This is a genomic window from Domibacillus sp. F004 (assembly GCF_057814295.1).
Genome location: NZ_JBVATB010000005.1, coordinates 152886 through 169556, shown reverse-complemented (window position 1 = coordinate 169556; position 16671 = coordinate 152886). Strand labels below are relative to the sequence as shown.

Sequence of the window (16671 nt, the reverse complement as noted above, 5' to 3'; positions counted from 1 at the left end):
TCTGCCCACTCAAACGGATTTCTGCCCGTTCGTTCTCGACGCGCGCCAGATCAGCCATTGTTCATACAGGAGGGATACAACGGTTCCGGTGATCAGCCCGTTTGAAAGTGTAGCGGTGATTGCAGCCGGCAGTTCAGCGACGCTATCGGGCGGCAGAAACATAAAGCCGACCCCGATCATGAGGCCGATTGCCGCGACTTTAAGCGATTGTTCGGTGTTTTTCGCGCCGGAGAGTTCTTGAAAAGCCATGCGAACCATGCCAGTGAAAATAACAAATGTAACGGCATACGCAACAGGAGCAGGCAGTGATGAGAGTAACAGCATGGCAGCCGGAAAAATGGTGATGATGATGACGAGCAGGCAACCGAAAATAAAAGGCAGCAACGCACGCATTTTCGTTGCCGATACGAAACCAGCAGCCCCGGAAATGGGGACTGGTCCCACAGCAGAAAAGGCTCCAGCGATAAAATGATTAATCCCGGCGAAAATACCGGCTTGTCTCACCCGGTTCGGCACTTCTTCGTGAAATTCTCTCTTTAAGGTCCCTTCCATGACACGGAGCGAGGCCATCATATTAGCAATTAATAAAAGAGTAATAAAAAAGGATGTGATCATCATACCAGGTTCTAAGACGGGCGGACCAAAAATGAAAACATCCGGAATAGATAGAACCGCTTGCCCAGTGAAAACGGGTGCTTCTGTTTTTTGAAGAAGAAGAAACACAAGCCAGCCTGCAAAAATAGCGATTAAAACAGAGTATCTTCTTAGCAGAGTATGCTGATGACCACTTATCCAAAACGTGAAGGCCATTGTAATGACACTTCCTAAAATAACGAGACCATCGACTTTACCTGATTCATTTGGCAGCCCCATCATCCCTTTGACGAACGTACCGCTTAACTGAAGAACGAGCAGCAGTAAATAAACGAATGTGACCGTTGGTGTAAACAGCTCTTTCATGCGGTTCATCAGACCTGTAGCAGCGAATAAAATAAAGAGCACACCGCTGTAAAGCATACCGCTTTGCAATACTTGCAGCGTAGCATCTGCGGTTGTGTATAGTACACCAATAAATCCAGCGTAGATGGTAAACACTCCCCACCACAATCCGGCCGGTCCTTCATTAATAGGGAGTTTATGACCAAAAAGGCCTTGCAAAATCCCGGCGACGCCGAGAACAAATATCGTTCGTTGAACAAAAGAAGCTGTATCTGCACCGTCTAGGTGAAAAAGCGCTGCAATGGCGACTGGTGCAGCGATAGATGAAGCAATTAAAAACACAGCCCATTGCAAGGAACCTGCTATTATTTTCATCAAGGCTCACCAAATCCCTTCGATACCGTTTTTTTTCATTGTAACATAAGAAGAATAGATGCCGTTTTTATGTGAACTTTGATAAGATAAAGAAAAAAGCTTGTGAGGGGCCTTGATGAAAACAATTGTAAATGTAAAAGTGAATAAACAGGCGGCAGTAAAGCTCCGAAAAGGATACCCGCTTATTGAAAAAGACGCGGTGGAAAACAGTAAAGTACTCAAAAAAGAAGGAATGATTATCCGTATTCTTGATGAGAAGAAAAACTACATTGGAACGGGTTATTACGGTGTGCAAAATAAAGGGGTGGGGTGGATCATTACCCGTGAGCCAGAAGAGTGCATTGACGCTGCTTTTTTTGCCAAAAAGATCGAAACGGCATTGAAGAAGCGCGAGCATTTGTTTAAAGATCCGGATACGACAGCATTTCGTGTCTTTAATGGAGAAGGAGACGGTATTGGCGGGCTCATTATTGATTATTATGCCGGTTTTTACGTTATTCACTGGTACAGCCTGGGGATCTATTCATTCCGAGAGGATCTTCTCGCTGCAATGAAAGAGAAGATTGACTATATAGGCATTTATGAGAAAAAGAGATTTGATCAAAAAGGAAAATATATAGAAGACGATGATTTTGTTGCAGGCGAACGAGGAGAATTTCCAATTATTGTGAAGGAAAATGGCGTGAATTTTGCGGTTGATTTAAATGACGGTGCCATGACAGGAATCTTTCTTGATCAGCGTGATGTAAGAAAAGCGATCCGGGAACGCTATTCAAAAGACGCAGAAATGCTCAATATGTTTTCATACACGGGTGCATTTTCTGTGTGCTCCGCCCTTGGCGGTGCAAAAAAGACAACGAGCGTCGATGTTGCAAACCGAAGCCGTGCCAAAACAATCGAGCAGTTTGAAGCAAATGATTTAAATGCCGGTGAACATGAAATTGTGGTAGAGGATGTGTTTCAATACTTTAAGTATGCAGCACGGAAAGAGCGGACATTTGACCTTGTTGTTGTTGATCCGCCAAGTTTTGCGAAAACGAAAAAGCGTACGTTCAGCGTAGCAAAAGATTATGTAAAACTGTTGAAAGAAACGATTGATTTAACGAAAAACAATGGTGTGATCGTGGCATCGACGAATAGCAGTAACGTTGATTTGAAAAGATTTAAAGGATTTATTAAAGATGCATGCAAAGAAAAAGGAGTGGCCTATTCTATTTTAGAGCAGTATACACTGCCGGATGATTTTCAGACAGTGGACGAGTTTCCAGAAGGCAATTATTTAAAAGTGCTTTTTGTCAAAATAAAAAAATGAATTATTGAATAAAAAGATCTTGCAGTGTACGTCTGTAAGATCTCTTTTATCGTAAGAGTGGTCAAGCCATTTTCGCCAAGAGACACAATTGTGACTTCTTTTCTTTTTTCACGTAAGATGACCGTATAGATATGTATGTGAAAGGGATGTGAATACATGAATAAAAAACCGGCTATTTTCGCTCATCGGGGTGCGAGCGGTACGCATCCGGAAAATACGATGGCGGCTTTTGAAGCGGCGGTTCGTTTAGGTGCAGATGGCATTGAGCTTGATGTGCAAATGACGAAAGACGGTGAAATTGTGATCATTCACGACGAGACGGTCAACCGAACGACAAATGGAAAAGGGGCCATTGAGCGAATGACATACGCCGAAATGGCGGAGCTTGATGCAGGAAGTTGGTTTCATCCCCACTTTTCAGGTGAAAAAATTTTAACGCTGGGTGAATTTTTCACGTGGGCAACAGGAAACAATTTACAGATTAATATTGAATTAAAAACAAACAAAGTACCTTATTACGGTATCGAGCAAAAAGTTCTTAAATTGATTGATATGTATAAGATGAGAGGAAGGGTGATTATTTCATCCTTTAATATAGACAGTATAGATCGTGTGATTAAATTGGATCCGTATATTGCAACGGCTGGTCTCGTTTGGCGAATTCCGCGTGAAGCCGTAAAGACTGCGAAAAAGCTAGGGTTGACTGCACTGCATACGCAAGTATCATTTGCAATCAGTAATTACGGGAAGGAAGCAATTGACAGCGGGATGCTGCTCCGGCTCTATACAGTTAACGACATGAAAGAGTGGAATCGTGTAAAAAGAAGTGGTGTTCCTATAGAAGCAATTATGACTGATTTTCCAGAACGATTTTTATGAGTAAGGAATAATCATTACTTTTTGGTTCGTGCAACAGTTGTCAATTTAACTCCGCATCCACAAATGGTGCTGTGCTTTAATTTTTTTAACTGTGTATGGCAATGCGGACAAATTTTTTTAATGCTCATGTTTTTTCTCCTTTTGAGACAAAAGAGATATCCTGCTTCGGTTGGATCTCTCTTTTTTATTTTTAGTTGATAACGTAATAATAACACTTCTTACACGAAAGTCAATATCTGTTTATAATGATTATAAAGTATAGAGAGAGCGATAGATAAGGTTGCTTCAAGTTAAAGAGATAAAGTCTTACTTTATTAAGTGGCAGACTATCATTCTTTTGTTTGCCACATGAAAGGAAAGGGTAATGTACATAAGAATATTCAGTCAGTTCAAAGGAGGATGTAACAATGGATTCTAATTGGAAAAAGAAATTACTTGCTGGTGGGATGGCTGCGACATTAACACTTGGCGGCTTAGCCGGATGTGCAGATGGAGAAGATCAAGATAATGGGATTGACGATGGCGAAGTGGACGATCAGCTAGATCCGGAAAACAATCCTGAAGATACAGATAGTGGTATAAACGATGGAGAAGATCAAGATAATGGGATTGATGACGGCGAAACAGATGATCAACTGGATCCGGAAAACAATCCTGAAGATACGGACAGTGGTATAAATGATGGTGTAGATCAAGATAACGGGATTGATGATGGCGAAGTAGACGATCAGCTAGATCCTGAAAATAATCCTCAAGATGAGGAAAAGAAATAATAAAATAAGTTGATTTTAGGTTTAAACACTCTGTGTTTAGTCAATTGAATGGATATAAAGGATTTAAAAAGGAGAGATAGAAATGGCAACAGTACAGGAATACAATACAATTGAGGAAGCTGTTCAGGCAGCGAACAGTCTGCATACTAGAGGAGTAGCAGAAGAGGAAGTATTTGTGCTTGCTCATGACAATCGTGTAACGGAGGAAGTGGCCGACAGATCGGATGCAGAAAAAATCGGGGTCGATGAAACGGGCCTAGGAACAGCTATGAAAAATATGTTTCGCAGCAAAGGGGATACACTCCGCTCTAAAATGGAGGAGATTGGTTTAAGCTCAGCCGAGGCACAGGCGTATGAACAAAGGCTTGATGCAGGCAAAATTTTATTAATCTCTAAAGATGAAAAGACCGTAATGTAATAGTCAAAACGCAACATAAAAAAATTAAGTTGCATTTCGTATATTTTATAAAAACAGAACTTATCCATAATCAAGGATAAGTTCTGTTTTTATTGTGTATCTAGCTATTTATTCATAAAGGAACTAAACAATATCCTTAATCTTATTCATTATAACGTTAACTTTAAAAGACGAATTTTAATCAAAAGCAAACATTTGAGTGACGATAACGAATAAACGATAAAAGGATCTTCTTCCTATGCTGCTTTCTTTCTGTTTTTGAAAAAAGCAATGATGAGAAGAAGAATCGGAATGATGACTTGAAACCAGGCATCGACATACGGCGTGACAACCGTTGCCCATACTTGAGTATAGTCCGTATAATTGCTTGCCATGGCCATGGATACAAGTAAAATGACAATGCCTATCGGATAAGCAAGACGGGAAGGATGCTTCACATGAAATAAATGGGACACTGACAACACCGCCACATAAAAAAATAGACTTATTTTAAAAAAACCGCCGATCATCACAAAAAGGATAAAATAAATATCTAAACGCTCTAAAAACCCGGCTACTTGAATCGTTTGGATCGTCGCTAGAAGAGGGAATTGTGAACGGGAAGTATAATCAACGCCAAGGGCACTTATGTTAATGGCTGTGAAAAATGACAATACGAGGCCACTCATGCCCATTGCCCATAATCCGGTGCGTTTCACTTTTTCACGTTCATTGACATACGGGAAAATCATCGCAAAGACGATGATTTGTCCAAAGGGGAAGTACAGCGTTTCTGTGAAAGCGGCTTTGATTACCGGAGAAAGCCCTTCTTCCAGTACCGGTTTTACGTTTTCGATATGAATAATTCCTGAAATCGTTATTAAAATGGAGCCGCTCAAAAGAAGCAGCAACAGGGCGACAAACAACACTTCACTTGTTCGGGAAATGACTTCAATTCCTTTATAAACTATATAAACCATTACCAGAATGAAGAGAGTGTTGATGATAAATATAGGCGTTGCCGGGTAAGCAATGGTGACCAGCATTTCCCCAAAAGCGCGCAATATGCCTGCGGCTACATACACAAAATAGAGGACAAAAAAGAAGGCGATTATTTTTCCTAAAACGGATCCTAGTAAAATTTGCATATATTCCGTCGGCGGAAGATCCGGATAATAGCGGTAAAGGCCGTAATAAATGAAAAACAGACAAAAACCGCCGGCCATCGCGATGAGAATTGCCAGCCAAGCGTCTTGTTTCGCTTCAAGGGCAAGCGGAAGCACCAAGGCGCTGCCAAGTTCAAATAAAAGGATGAGTGTGAACAGCTGATAGGCACTAATTTTCGCTTTTTCCAAGGAGTGATTTCTTCCCTTCTATAAAGAGTATTTTTGCACTGTCTCCTTCGGCTAGTTAAAGAGGTAAGTTCTGTTTTATTATGTCATACTGAATATCAACTTTCTTTCTGTAATCAAAAGTAAACATCTGAGTGACGATAATGAATAAACGATAAAAAGGATCTTCTTCTTCTTATGCTGCTTTCTTTCTGTTTTTGAAAAAAGCAATAATGAGAAGAAGAATCGGAATGATGACTTGAAATAAGGGACTGATATACGGCGATTCAACCTTTATCCAAACTTGAATATATTCCACATAGCTGCTTGCGTTGGCCATGCATACAAGTAAAACGACAAAGCCCATCGGATAAGCAAGACGGGAAGGATATTTCACATGAAATAAAGAAGATGCTCCCATCACCGCCACATAGAGAAATAGACTTATTTTAAAAAAACCGCCGATCATCACAAAAAGGATAAAATAAATATCTAAACGCTCCAAAAATCCGGCTACTTGAATCGTTTGGATCGTCGCTAGAAGAGGAAATTGTGAACGGGAAGTATAATCAACGCCAAGCGTACTTATGTTAATGGCGGCGAAAAGTGCCAATACGAGGCCACTTATGCCCATTGCCCATAATCCGGTGCGTTTCACTTTTTCACGTTCCTTGACATAAGGGAAAATCATCGCAAAGACGATGATTTGTCCAAAGGGGAAGTACAGTGTGTCTGTGAAAGCGGTTTTGATCACAGGCGAAAGCCCTTCTTCCAGTACCGGTCTTACGTTTTCGATATGAATAATTCCTGAAATCGTTATTAAAATGGAGCCGCTCAAAAGAAGCAGCAACATGGCAATAACCAATAATTCACTTGTTCGGGAGATGACTTCAACACCTTTATAAATCATGTAAACAATTACCACAATGAAGAGAGCATTGATAATAAATATAGGCGTTGCCGGGTAAGCAATGGTGACCAGCAATTCCCCAAAAACGTTCAAGATGACTGCGGCTTCATATAAAAAATAAAGGACACAAAGGAAGGCGACTATTTTTCCTAAAACGGATCCTAGTAAAATTTGCATATATTCCGTCGGCGGAAGATCCGGATAATAGCGGTAAAGGACGTAATGAATGAAAAACAGACAAAAACCGCCGGCCATCGCGATGAGAATTGCCAGCCAAGCGTCTTGTTTCGCTTCAAGGGCAAGCGGAAGCACCAAGGCGCTGCCAAGTTCAAATAAAAGGATGAGTGTGAACAGCTGATAGGCACTAATTTTTGCTTTTTCCATCAGGTGATCACTCTCCTTCCTTTTTCAGTGTTGTATGATGTGAGTTGTTTAGTAATCCCGTGCGGCGTATAAAGACATTAACCTTTACGTCGACTTCTAATTCGGCAAACGTACGGTCATTCCAATCCATTTCAAGCTTTTTCCACGCTTTTGGATCGGTACGATGCACGACTTCGCCAAACCCAAAAACGTCCGATTTATTTTTTTGCGCTTGCCGCACCGCTTTTTTAATTTCGTTTTTGATTTCTTTTTCCAACTCCTTTTCGATGTTATCGATGACATGCAAATCGGTAAGATTGATCGGAACTTTTACTTCCGCAATGTCTCCTTCTGCTCGAGTGGAAATCGAGATTTTAGGCTTCCCTTTTGTAATGGTTGCAGAGACCTTTGTTTTTTGACGCATCACTTTATAGGCAATGGCTTTTTGTTCTTTTTCCCAGTTAATGCTTGTCGTTGTCGTTTTGATATCATTCCGTGCCCACAGCGTTCCTCGTGCGGTTTCCCCATGGATCCAGTCAATCAGCTTTCCATTTTTAAAAACAGCTAATCCATCGGCTTCAGGAAATATATCAAGCCCGGATAATTGAAGGTTTTCCATCTTTTTTCCCTGTTCTGGATCCCCATTCAGCGTGAAACCAGTAATGACCGGCTCTTTCCCAGTGGATACGATGTCGTTCATTACATCACGTAAAAGAATATTTAAGGTTTCACCTAGATTTTCTTCTGTCGTCTCCATTGTTTGGATTATTTGTGTAGAAGGTATTTTATCTATGTCCGTCAATGTTGTAAGTAAATTTCGTGCTTTTGTATCTTTTGCGATAATGACTCTCGTTGTAGTCCGAAATTCAATGTCACGGCTAAGCTCATCCAGGACTGGCGGGAGCCCTTTTTCTTTTGCCAGCTCATCGCTGATGACGAACAAGTTTGTATGAGCGTAATAAGGCGTTCGCGAGAGCTTTTTTGTGATGCGAGCGTCCATATCACTCAAGTTTTCCCCTTCGACCGAATAAACAATAATTGGTGCAAAGGATTGTCCGCCTCCGCCTTGAAGTCCGCCGGCTACGCTTCCGGGATTAGCAATTTGTAACGTCGCCACATATTTTCCATCTTCATTTAGATCAAGGGCATAAGCAGAGACAAAGGCAAGATCAGTTAATTCTCTTTTGCCCCAGCATCCAGAAAGCAAAAAAACGTTTATTGTCAGCAAAAAAAGAAAAACCCTTTTACGATTCATGCTTGTCACCTTTTTCTTTGTCTGTCATGATCATTTCACGAGAGATCGGAGGCTGCGGTTTCTGGTTTTCGCCTTGACGAGTTACATTGTCCCCAGTGACTATCCGTGGTCTTTCGTTCATCGCCCAGACAGGTCTTCTGAAAAACGTGTCTTTGAAATTGGACGGAAAGAATGGGGCGAACGGGGTCATATAGGGAACCCCGAATGAACGCAAGCTGCACAAATGGACAATCATCATAAAGAAAGCAAGAACTAAGCCGAAAAGGCCAAATGTTGCTGCGCTGATGATAAAGACAAATCGAATCAAGCGTGCTGAAATGGCTATCCCATAAGCCGGCGTCGCAAAACTGGCGATGGCGGTAATGGAAACAACAATGACCATGGCCGGGGAGACAATCCCCGCCTGCACGGCCGCTTGTCCGATGACGAGAGCACCTACGATCGAAATCGTCGAACCGATCGCTTTCGGCATTCGGATCCCTGCTTCACGTAAAATTTCAAATGTTAATTCCATCAGAAGCGCTTCGAAAACGGCCGGAAAAGGCACTGCTTCCCTTTGTGCCGCAATAATAAAGACCAATTGGGTCGGGAGCATCTCTTGATGGAACGTCGTTGCCGCTACGTAAAGAGCGGGTCCTACAAGCGAAATGAAGAAAGCAATGACGCGTAAAAAGCGGAGGCCATTTGCAATATCCAAACGGCTGCTATAATCTTCAAACATCTGGAAAAATCCAACGAAAATAGCGGGAACGAGAAGCACAAAAGGCGTCCCGTTGACAAAAATCGCTATCCTTCCTTCAAGAAGGTTGCTTGCAACCATATCGGGTCTTTCCGTGTTATCAATCGTCGGGAAGGGTGTCATGGTCTGATCTTCAATCAATTGTTCGATATAGCCTGATTCTATGATGCCGTCAATGTCAATTCTTTTTAATCGTGCACGTACTTCTTGAACGATGTCCTCTTTCGCTACGTCCTTTATGTACATAATCGAAACGTCTGTTTTCGTCATTTTCCCGATTGTCATTGATTCCACCCGTACATCCGGGCTTTTAATAATCCGGCGAACCATGGCGATGTTTGTTTCATTCGTTTCTGTAAATCCTTCTTTTGATCCGCGGATCGAAACATGTGTCGTCGGCTCTTGAATGGATCGTTTTGCCCCGCCCTGTGTACTGGCTATGAGCGCTTCGTTTATGCCTTCGATTAGAATAATGGTATTGCCCGCCAGTAAGGAGTCAACGACATCCTCCAGATTCCGCATCGATTCAACTTGACCGAGAGGAATGACTTCATGTGTGATCAGATCCATCATGTCTTGAAGATTCAGTTTTTCATGCAACTGGCTGCTCTTCATCATCGACTCAATAAATAAGTCATCCACGGCTCGACTGTCTACAAGTCCTTTCACAAAAAGAACAGCGGCTTCTATTTTTGCCTGATAGCCGATTTTGAGTTTTCGAATCACAATATCGGAACTGTTACCTGTCATTTGTTTGATGTCCTCCAGATTTTTGGAGAGAGAACGATCCATCGTGACAGAAGACTTATTTGCATAGATCTCTTCCTTTGGCTGCTGTTGAATCCCTCTATTTTTCTTCTGTTTGAAGAATGAAAGCATTGGATTAAATTACCTTTCTTTCTTTTTTTTAACCATTCTGTCCGAGTACTTTCAAGTCTATACATATTGATTGTTTAAACAGATAGGGAAAGGACACACTATGTAATATGGAGTGTGATCTAAATGAAAAACCTGGCCATTGCGATATTTATACTCATTTGTTTACTTTCTTTTACAATAGGCATACATAAAATGGTTGGCCTTAGTTGGAGAGATGCGATTGGAAGTACAATAAATCCTTTTTACGTCATGCCTGTAGGGGAAATGATCGCGTTTTGTGTGCTGATTGCGATGCTGTTAGTACGCCCTTTTCTTGATTTTCACCATAAAAGAAAGGGAAATAAATAAAAAAAGGAACAGATTTGATCTGTTCCTTAAACGTTACTCTAGTCAATATATAGAGAAAATAAGCATTCCGCCAACAGCTCCTGTTACAACGACGATCCAAGGCGGCAGTTTCCAGTAAGCGAGCATACTGAACAAGATCGCAGCAAAAACGAAGTCAATCGGCTCTAAAATAGAGCTTGTCCATATGGGCGTGTAAAACGCTGAAAGTAAAATACCGACGACGGCTGCATTAACACCCATAAGGGCTCCTTGAATTTTCGGGTTGTGGCGAAGCGCATCCCAAAACGGAAGAGCACCGAAAATGAGCAGAAAAGCTGGCAAGAAAATAGCGAGTATTGCCATTAAGCCGCCCTGCCAGCCGTTTATAACGGCACCGATATAAGCCGCAAATGTAAACAATGGACCTGGCACAGCTTGTGCTGCCCCGTAACCGACTAAAAATTCTTCTGCCTGTAACAAGCCTGTTGGCACAAATTCGCGTTCGAGAAGCGGCAAAACGACGTGTCCTCCACCAAAAACGAGTGCACCAGCACGATAAAAGCTATCGAACATTGCGATCCAGCTCACGGATGTTATCTCACGCAAAATTGGAAGGACGATAAGTAGTCCGAAAAAGAGAGCGAGACAGAAAGTACCTAATCGGCGGGATATCGGAAATGAGAAAGAGACAGATTTGTCTGGCGTGTCCTCCTTATATAGAAGAAACCCGAAGACACCGGCTAACAGAATGACACCAACCTGTGTAAATACGGTCGGCCAAAGCAATGTAATCGTAAGTCCAGCAAGTGCAATCGCTTTTCGCTGAAGGTCAGGTGTTAATTTTTGCGCCATACCAAGAATAGCGTGAGCGACGACCGCAACTGCGACAATTTTTAACCCGTGAATCCATCCGGCATCCCCTATATCAAGCCCTTGTAACAAGAGGGCAAAGACAATGAGTGCAATAACCGATGGCATGGTAAAACCGATAAAGGCCATGATCCCGCCCATGACACCGCCGCGCATAACACCAATTCCAATTCCAACCTGGCTGCTGGCGGGCCCGGGTAAAAACTGACAGAGCGCTACTAAATCAGCATAGCTTTTTTCATCCATCCATTTGCGTCTTCGCACATACTCCTCATGAAAATAACCTAAATGGGCAATCGGTCCGCCAAATGACGTCAAACCAAGCTTTGTTGATACAATCAAAATTTCTATTAATTTCTTGAAGTCTACTTTTCGCATAATCATCCTCTTATTCAGTTATTTCATTGAGTCATACATACACTTTTTTACGCGCTTCAACAATACGACATGATCTTATAGCCATGATCACTATTAAATGTCGTCCTTGATTTTAACATTCGTTTCTGATGTAATACAATTGATTCAATGGATCTTTACAGAACATTAATAGAATAGTTACAAAATAAAAGAGAATGGCCACTTGTGTCGTCTTCATGAAGCACCGTTCGAAAATTTGTAATAATTAATAAAGCCTTTCCTGTTATGATAAAGGAAAGGCTTTTAAATTGGATGGGGAAAATACCATAAAATTGGATGGCCCTTTTTGGTCGATCTTTTCTATGATAAAGGATGAGGATATAGCCATTAAGTGGATGGTTAGTATGACTGTTTGTGTTCCTTGGCCATCTATTTGTTACGCATTTTGTCAGTGACAGGCTTGTTAGAAAAAAGGAGCGCTAATAGGGGAACTATAATCAAGGAAAGGAAGATGAAAAATGAGTATAGCGATTGCCATCATCATTATTATTTTAGCTGCTTCACTATTCGGTACCTTTTTGGTAACGAGACGGGAAGAGGCAAAATACGGGGAATCAACGAAGCGCAATACCATTAATTTAACGATTATTTATGTGATCATGTTTGTCGTATTCACCGTCGGTACCATTTGGTTTATCGTAGAGGCTACTTCATAAAAGAAGGTGATCATATGAAATGGAGACCGGACCGGAATGCAAAAAAAGCCGTATATAAGCAAATTGCGGATTATATTGAACATGGAATTTCCATCGGTCTGTTCTCACCGGAAAGTGTACTGCCATCAGAACGTCTTCTTGCGAAAGAGATCGGTGTGAACCGTAGTACGGTCGTCGCGGCGTATGATGAACTGCAGTCGCTAGGCATTGTCGAGCGAAAAAAAGGAAGCGGTACCCGCGTCAGCACCGATATTTGGGGAGTATCACATAAACGTATTCCAAACTGGGGCCGTTATATGGAAGATGGCTCTTTTTTGCCGAATCTGCCGCTCGTCCAACGCATTCGTACCGAAAATCAGAACCGGCACCTTATTAATTTATCGAGCGGTGAATTATCGCCTAGTCTGTTGCCGAGTGAACAATTTAAAACGATCATGGGGGAAATCCCGTTTCTCGGTCATCTCGGCTACGACCATCAGCAAGGGAATGAATCGCTGCGGGAAACGATTACAGAACATGTAAAAAAATACAAAAACATTCACACGTCACCGTTGTCGATCTTAATTACGTCCGGTGCACAGCAGGCACTGCACCTCATTATTCAATGTTTGCTTAAAGTTGGGGATACGATTGCGATTGAAGATCCGTCTTATTGCTATTCACTACCGGTTTTCCAATCGGCGGGCTTACATACGCTATTGTTGCCTGTGGATGAGCACGGTATCAATCCTAACGATGTCATTGCCTTGCATAAAAAGCATCGCATCCGCATGATCTTTTTAAATCCAGATTATCATAATCCGACGGGTGTGAAAATGAGTATGGCCCGACGAAAAAAAATTCTTGAAATTTCAACTGAACTTGGTATTCCGATTATTGAAGATGATCCGTATTCATTAACCTCTTTTAATGGGAAAGTGAGCAAGACGCTAAAGGCGATGGATGAAAACGGAAATGTGCTTTATATTAGTTCGTTATCAAAAATTGTTGCCTCGGGGCTCCGGATTGGCTGGGTAATCGGACCAGAAAATGTCATCGAGCGTCTTGCGGATGCAAAACAACAGGTCGATTTTGGCCATAGTATTTTTCCGCAATGGGCGGCGAATGAATTTTTGAAATCATCGTCATTTGATGAGCATGTTTATCGGATTCGCCAAGAATTAAAGGAACGTCGGGATGAAATTGTCAAAAGTTTTGATTGCTATTTAAAAGAAGAGATTGATTATTTTGTTCCAGAAGGGGGCATTCATATTTGGTGTCGGCCAAAAAAATCAGTCAACGAAAATCAGCTTTTGGAGGAATCGATGAAACGCGGCGTTTCATTCGTGCCAGGCAGTGTCTTCGGCTCGGAAAAAGGCTATATTCGTTTTACATTTGGAAGGGAAGAAACAGGAGTTATAAACGAAGGAATAGCAAGATTTACAGAAGCACTTCGCTATTGTCAACAAAATGACCAATCACCGGTTCCATAATACAAGGCCGGTGCTTTATTTTTTCTTTCAGCGATCATTTCTTTATGAATATATGTAATTTTCTTCTTTTTATTTACAGAATCGACTGAATCAAGTAATATATTTTAAACAAACAGTCAACAAAGGGAGAATTTATATGATGATACATTCATTGAGTGAAATTAGTTATGTAAAAGACGTATTTGAAATATGTGGCCAATGGGAAATCATGGTTGGGAAAAAGAAGATCAAGTTTCGTTTGAAAAAAGATCTTGATCAGAAATATGTATTTGAAACGGATCATATTTATTACTTAAATCGTGAACAATTTGCTAAAGAACGTATGAAATTCAATCGATTCGATACAGAAGAAGAAGCAAAAGAACAGATTATGCACTATTTTGAAAATGAACTTGCTTCAGCAACACAAGGGTTCTGGATTAAAAATCGGTTGTATTAAATAAAAGACAAGATAGAGCTGTCCCAAAAGTTAGTGAACAACTGACGCGGGGGACAGCTCTATCTTTTTTTTGCATTAAAAGGTTGAGTTCTGTTGAAGAGTCCTGAATGATTTCAATTGGATCGGTATATTGCCTCGTAATTGGATGGTTTCTTTTTTGAAATAAAAATTATGATAGAAGAAATTAATTATTTCAATTTCTTAGAAAGGAAGTTAGAGAAAATGATTCAATCACGAAAAGCATTGGAAAAGATTCAACCGTATTCACCGGGGAAACCAATATGGGAAGTACAAATAGAACTCGGACTCGAACGTGTTATTAAAATGGCATCGAATGAGAATCCACTCGGTCCTTCGAGTAGAGCAGTTGAAGCGATTATGCAGCAGCTTGTAACGTTGAATCGCTACCCGGATGCGGACGCTGTACACTTAAAACAGTCTATTGCCGACAAACTGAATGTCACTGCGTCCGAGTTAATCATTACAAATGGAGCGGATGAACTGATCACGCTCTTATCGGAAACATTTCTTGAAAATGGTGACGAAATTATTGTCCCGTCTCCATCTTTTAGCGAATACGATTTTGGTGCTCATTTAATGGGGGCAACTGTAGTTCTTGCAAAACTAGAACCAGATTTTGAATATGATATTAACGTAATTTTAGATGCGGTAACGGACCAGACGAAAATCGTTTATCTTTGTTCACCGAATAATCCGACCGGTACCTATTTGCCGAAGAATCTGTTCGAACAGCTTTTAAACAAATTGCCGGATCATATACTCGTTGTGTTTGACGGGGCATACTCGCATTATGCCGCAGCTGATGATTACACAGATGGAATCGAATACATTGCATCTGGTTATCCGGTTATCGCCTTGCAGACGTTTTCGAAAATTTACGGGCTTGCCGGTATAAGAGTCGGTTTTGGTGTAGCCCGAGCAGATATTATTCAGCGAATTTTAAAAGTGAAAGAACCGTTTAACGTTAATGCTCTTGCACAGGCAGCGGCAACGGCTGCAATCAATGATGATGAGCATGTACGAAACTCGCAAATAGTGAACGAAAAAGGACGGATACAATTGTATGAAGCATTGGAAAAAATGAACATCGGTTATAGTAAAAGTATGAGTAATTTCGTGCTTGTTCAAATAGGTTCCGCTGCGAAAGAGTTTTATGAGAAGCTGCTCGCAAAAGGGATCATTGTTCGGTATGGGGCAATCTGGGGACTGCCTGATTATATTCGCGTGTCAGTCGGTACACTTGAAGAAAATGCCGAATTTATAAAAGAAATGGTTACCATTTTGGATGAAGGGAGATTGGCAGTATGACGGTAAAAGTAGCTGTTGTACAAGCGGCATCAGTCATTATGGATGGGATAGCGTCAACGCAAAAGGCGATTGATTTAACGATAGAAGCTGCTGAAAAAGGCGCGAAAATTGTCGTATTTCCTGAAGCATTTATTCCTGCTTACCCACGCGGTCTTTCATTCGGTACGAAAATAGGCAGTCGTTCTGTTGAAGGTAGACAAGATTGGCTGCGCTATTTAGAAAATTCGATTCTAGTCCCTGGTGAAGCGACCGATCGACTTGGTGAAGCAGCGCAAAAAGCAGGAGTCTACTTAATAATTGGGGTCATTGAACGGGACCAAGAAACGAGTGGAGGGACACTGTACTGTACAGTGTTATTTTTCGGTCCGGACGGAACAATGCTAGGGAAACATCGGAAGCTGAAGCCGACTGCAGCGGAGCGAATCGTCTGGGGAGAGGGCGATGGAAGTACATTGCCCGTTTTCGATACACCATATGGGAGAATTGGTGCGCTCATTTGCTGGGAAAATTATATGCCGCTTGCACGGGCAGCGATGTATGCGAAAGGTGTGCAAATTTATATTGCGCCGACAGCGGACTCAAGAGAGCTATGGCAGTCAACGATTCGTCACATTGCTGCGGAAGGACGCTGTTTCGTCCTATCATGCAACCAATATGTGACAAAAGATATGTATCCGTCCGATCTCGTTTGCTATGATGAACTCGCTTCGTCTCCTGAGGAAATGTGTACAGGTGGAAGTGCGATTGTTGGTCCTCTTGGTGATTATATAGCACAACCTGTTTATGGGCGTGAAGACATGATCATAGCAGATATACATTTGCAGGACATAGCACTTAGCCAGTTTGATTTTGATGTCACAGGCCACTATTCAAGGCCGGATATATTTCAGCTGACAGTAAACGAAGAAAAGCAGAAAAACGTGAAGTGGAATAAATAACTTCTTCACCGAATAGAATAAGAAAGACCACGACGTCAAAATAAGTTGTGGTTCTTTTTGACATGGACACT

General features: G+C 41.5%; 16 protein-coding genes. 10 read left to right on the top strand and 6 right to left on the bottom strand.

All coding sequences use genetic code 11. The features are described from left to right. Positions 1-9 precede the first annotated feature (9 nt). Positions 10-1314: a purine/pyrimidine permease gene (locus ACZYRN_RS14030; protein WP_488912222.1), complete on the bottom strand. Its 1305-nt coding sequence runs from the start codon at positions 1312-1314 to the stop codon at positions 10-12. Positions 1315-1429: 115 nt separating this feature from the next. Here ACZYRN_RS14030 and ACZYRN_RS14025 point away from each other — a divergent pair, with 115 nt between their 5' ends. From ACZYRN_RS14025 to ACZYRN_RS14010, 4 genes are all read left to right on the top strand, one after another. Then, complete coding sequence (locus ACZYRN_RS14025) at positions 1430-2626, top strand: class I SAM-dependent rRNA methyltransferase (protein WP_488912221.1); 1197 nt, start codon at positions 1430-1432, stop codon at positions 2624-2626. Between the two features lie 156 nt (positions 2627-2782). Continuing rightward, positions 2783-3505: a glycerophosphodiester phosphodiesterase gene (locus ACZYRN_RS14020; RefSeq protein ID WP_488912220.1), complete on the top strand. Its 723-nt coding sequence runs from the start codon at positions 2783-2785 to the stop codon at positions 3503-3505. 407 nt (positions 3506-3912) lie between these two features. Further along, positions 3913-4278: a hypothetical protein gene (locus tag ACZYRN_RS14015; protein WP_488912219.1), complete on the top strand. Its 366-nt coding sequence runs from the start codon at positions 3913-3915 to the stop codon at positions 4276-4278. An 82-nt stretch (positions 4279-4360) separates the two neighbouring features. Continuing rightward, positions 4361-4696: a YflT domain-containing protein gene (locus tag ACZYRN_RS14010; RefSeq protein ID WP_488912218.1), complete on the top strand. Its 336-nt coding sequence runs from the start codon at positions 4361-4363 to the stop codon at positions 4694-4696. 236 nt (positions 4697-4932) lie between these two features. Here the strand turns inward: ACZYRN_RS14010 and ACZYRN_RS14005 are convergent, their stop codons facing one another. The 4 genes from ACZYRN_RS14005 to ACZYRN_RS13990 form a co-directional block, all read right to left on the bottom strand. Further along, entirely contained in the window at positions 4933-6030 is a 1098-nt protein-coding gene (locus tag ACZYRN_RS14005) for a GerAB/ArcD/ProY family transporter (RefSeq protein WP_488912217.1), read from the bottom strand. A 172-nt stretch (positions 6031-6202) separates the two neighbouring features. Further along, entirely contained in the window at positions 6203-7300 is a 1098-nt protein-coding gene (locus ACZYRN_RS14000) for a GerAB/ArcD/ProY family transporter (RefSeq protein WP_488912216.1), read from the bottom strand. Between the two features lie 7 nt (positions 7301-7307). Continuing rightward, positions 7308-8507 (bottom strand): Ger(x)C family spore germination protein, encoded by a 1200-nt coding sequence (locus ACZYRN_RS13995; RefSeq protein ID WP_488912215.1) that lies wholly within the window; start codon positions 8505-8507, stop codon positions 7308-7310. Positions 8508-8523: 16 nt separating this feature from the next. Beyond that, positions 8524-10152 (bottom strand): spore germination protein, encoded by a 1629-nt coding sequence (locus ACZYRN_RS13990; protein WP_488912214.1) that lies wholly within the window; start codon positions 10150-10152, stop codon positions 8524-8526. A 123-nt stretch (positions 10153-10275) separates the two neighbouring features. Between ACZYRN_RS13990 and ACZYRN_RS13985 the strand changes: the two genes are divergently transcribed. Then, on the top strand, positions 10276-10500 hold the full coding sequence (locus tag ACZYRN_RS13985; RefSeq protein WP_488912213.1) for a YczF family membrane protein: 225 nt from the start codon (positions 10276-10278) through the stop codon (positions 10498-10500). 42 nt (positions 10501-10542) lie between these two features. On the opposite strand, the gene chrA is transcribed toward ACZYRN_RS13985, so the two are convergent. Beyond that, the gene (gene chrA / locus ACZYRN_RS13980; RefSeq protein WP_488912212.1) at positions 10543-11727 is read right to left on the bottom strand and encodes a chromate efflux transporter; all 1185 of its coding nucleotides are present in this window, start codon (positions 11725-11727) and stop codon (positions 10543-10545) included. A gap of 497 nt (positions 11728-12224) precedes the next feature. Here chrA and ACZYRN_RS13975 point away from each other — a divergent pair, with 497 nt between their 5' ends. The 5 genes from ACZYRN_RS13975 (at position 12225) to ACZYRN_RS13955 (ending at position 16600) form a co-directional block, all read left to right on the top strand. Then, positions 12225-12422 (top strand): hypothetical protein, encoded by a 198-nt coding sequence (locus tag ACZYRN_RS13975; protein ID WP_488912211.1) that lies wholly within the window; start codon positions 12225-12227, stop codon positions 12420-12422. Positions 12423-12436: 14 nt separating this feature from the next. Further along, complete coding sequence (gene pdxR, locus ACZYRN_RS13970) at positions 12437-13894, top strand: MocR-like pyridoxine biosynthesis transcription factor PdxR (protein WP_488912210.1); 1458 nt, start codon at positions 12437-12439, stop codon at positions 13892-13894. 136 nt (positions 13895-14030) lie between these two features. Continuing rightward, positions 14031-14333 carry a hypothetical protein gene (locus tag ACZYRN_RS13965; protein WP_488912209.1) on the top strand — a complete coding sequence of 101 codons (303 nt, stop codon included), beginning with the start codon at positions 14031-14033 and terminating at the stop codon, positions 14331-14333. 222 nt (positions 14334-14555) lie between these two features. Continuing rightward, positions 14556-15662 (top strand): histidinol-phosphate transaminase, encoded by a 1107-nt coding sequence (hisC, locus tag ACZYRN_RS13960; protein WP_488912208.1) that lies wholly within the window; start codon positions 14556-14558, stop codon positions 15660-15662. Beyond that, positions 15659-16600 (top strand): carbon-nitrogen hydrolase family protein, encoded by a 942-nt coding sequence (locus ACZYRN_RS13955; protein WP_488912206.1) that lies wholly within the window; start codon positions 15659-15661, stop codon positions 16598-16600. The genes hisC and ACZYRN_RS13955 overlap by 4 nt, the downstream gene beginning before the upstream one ends. The last annotated feature ends 71 nt before the right edge of the window (positions 16601-16671 follow it).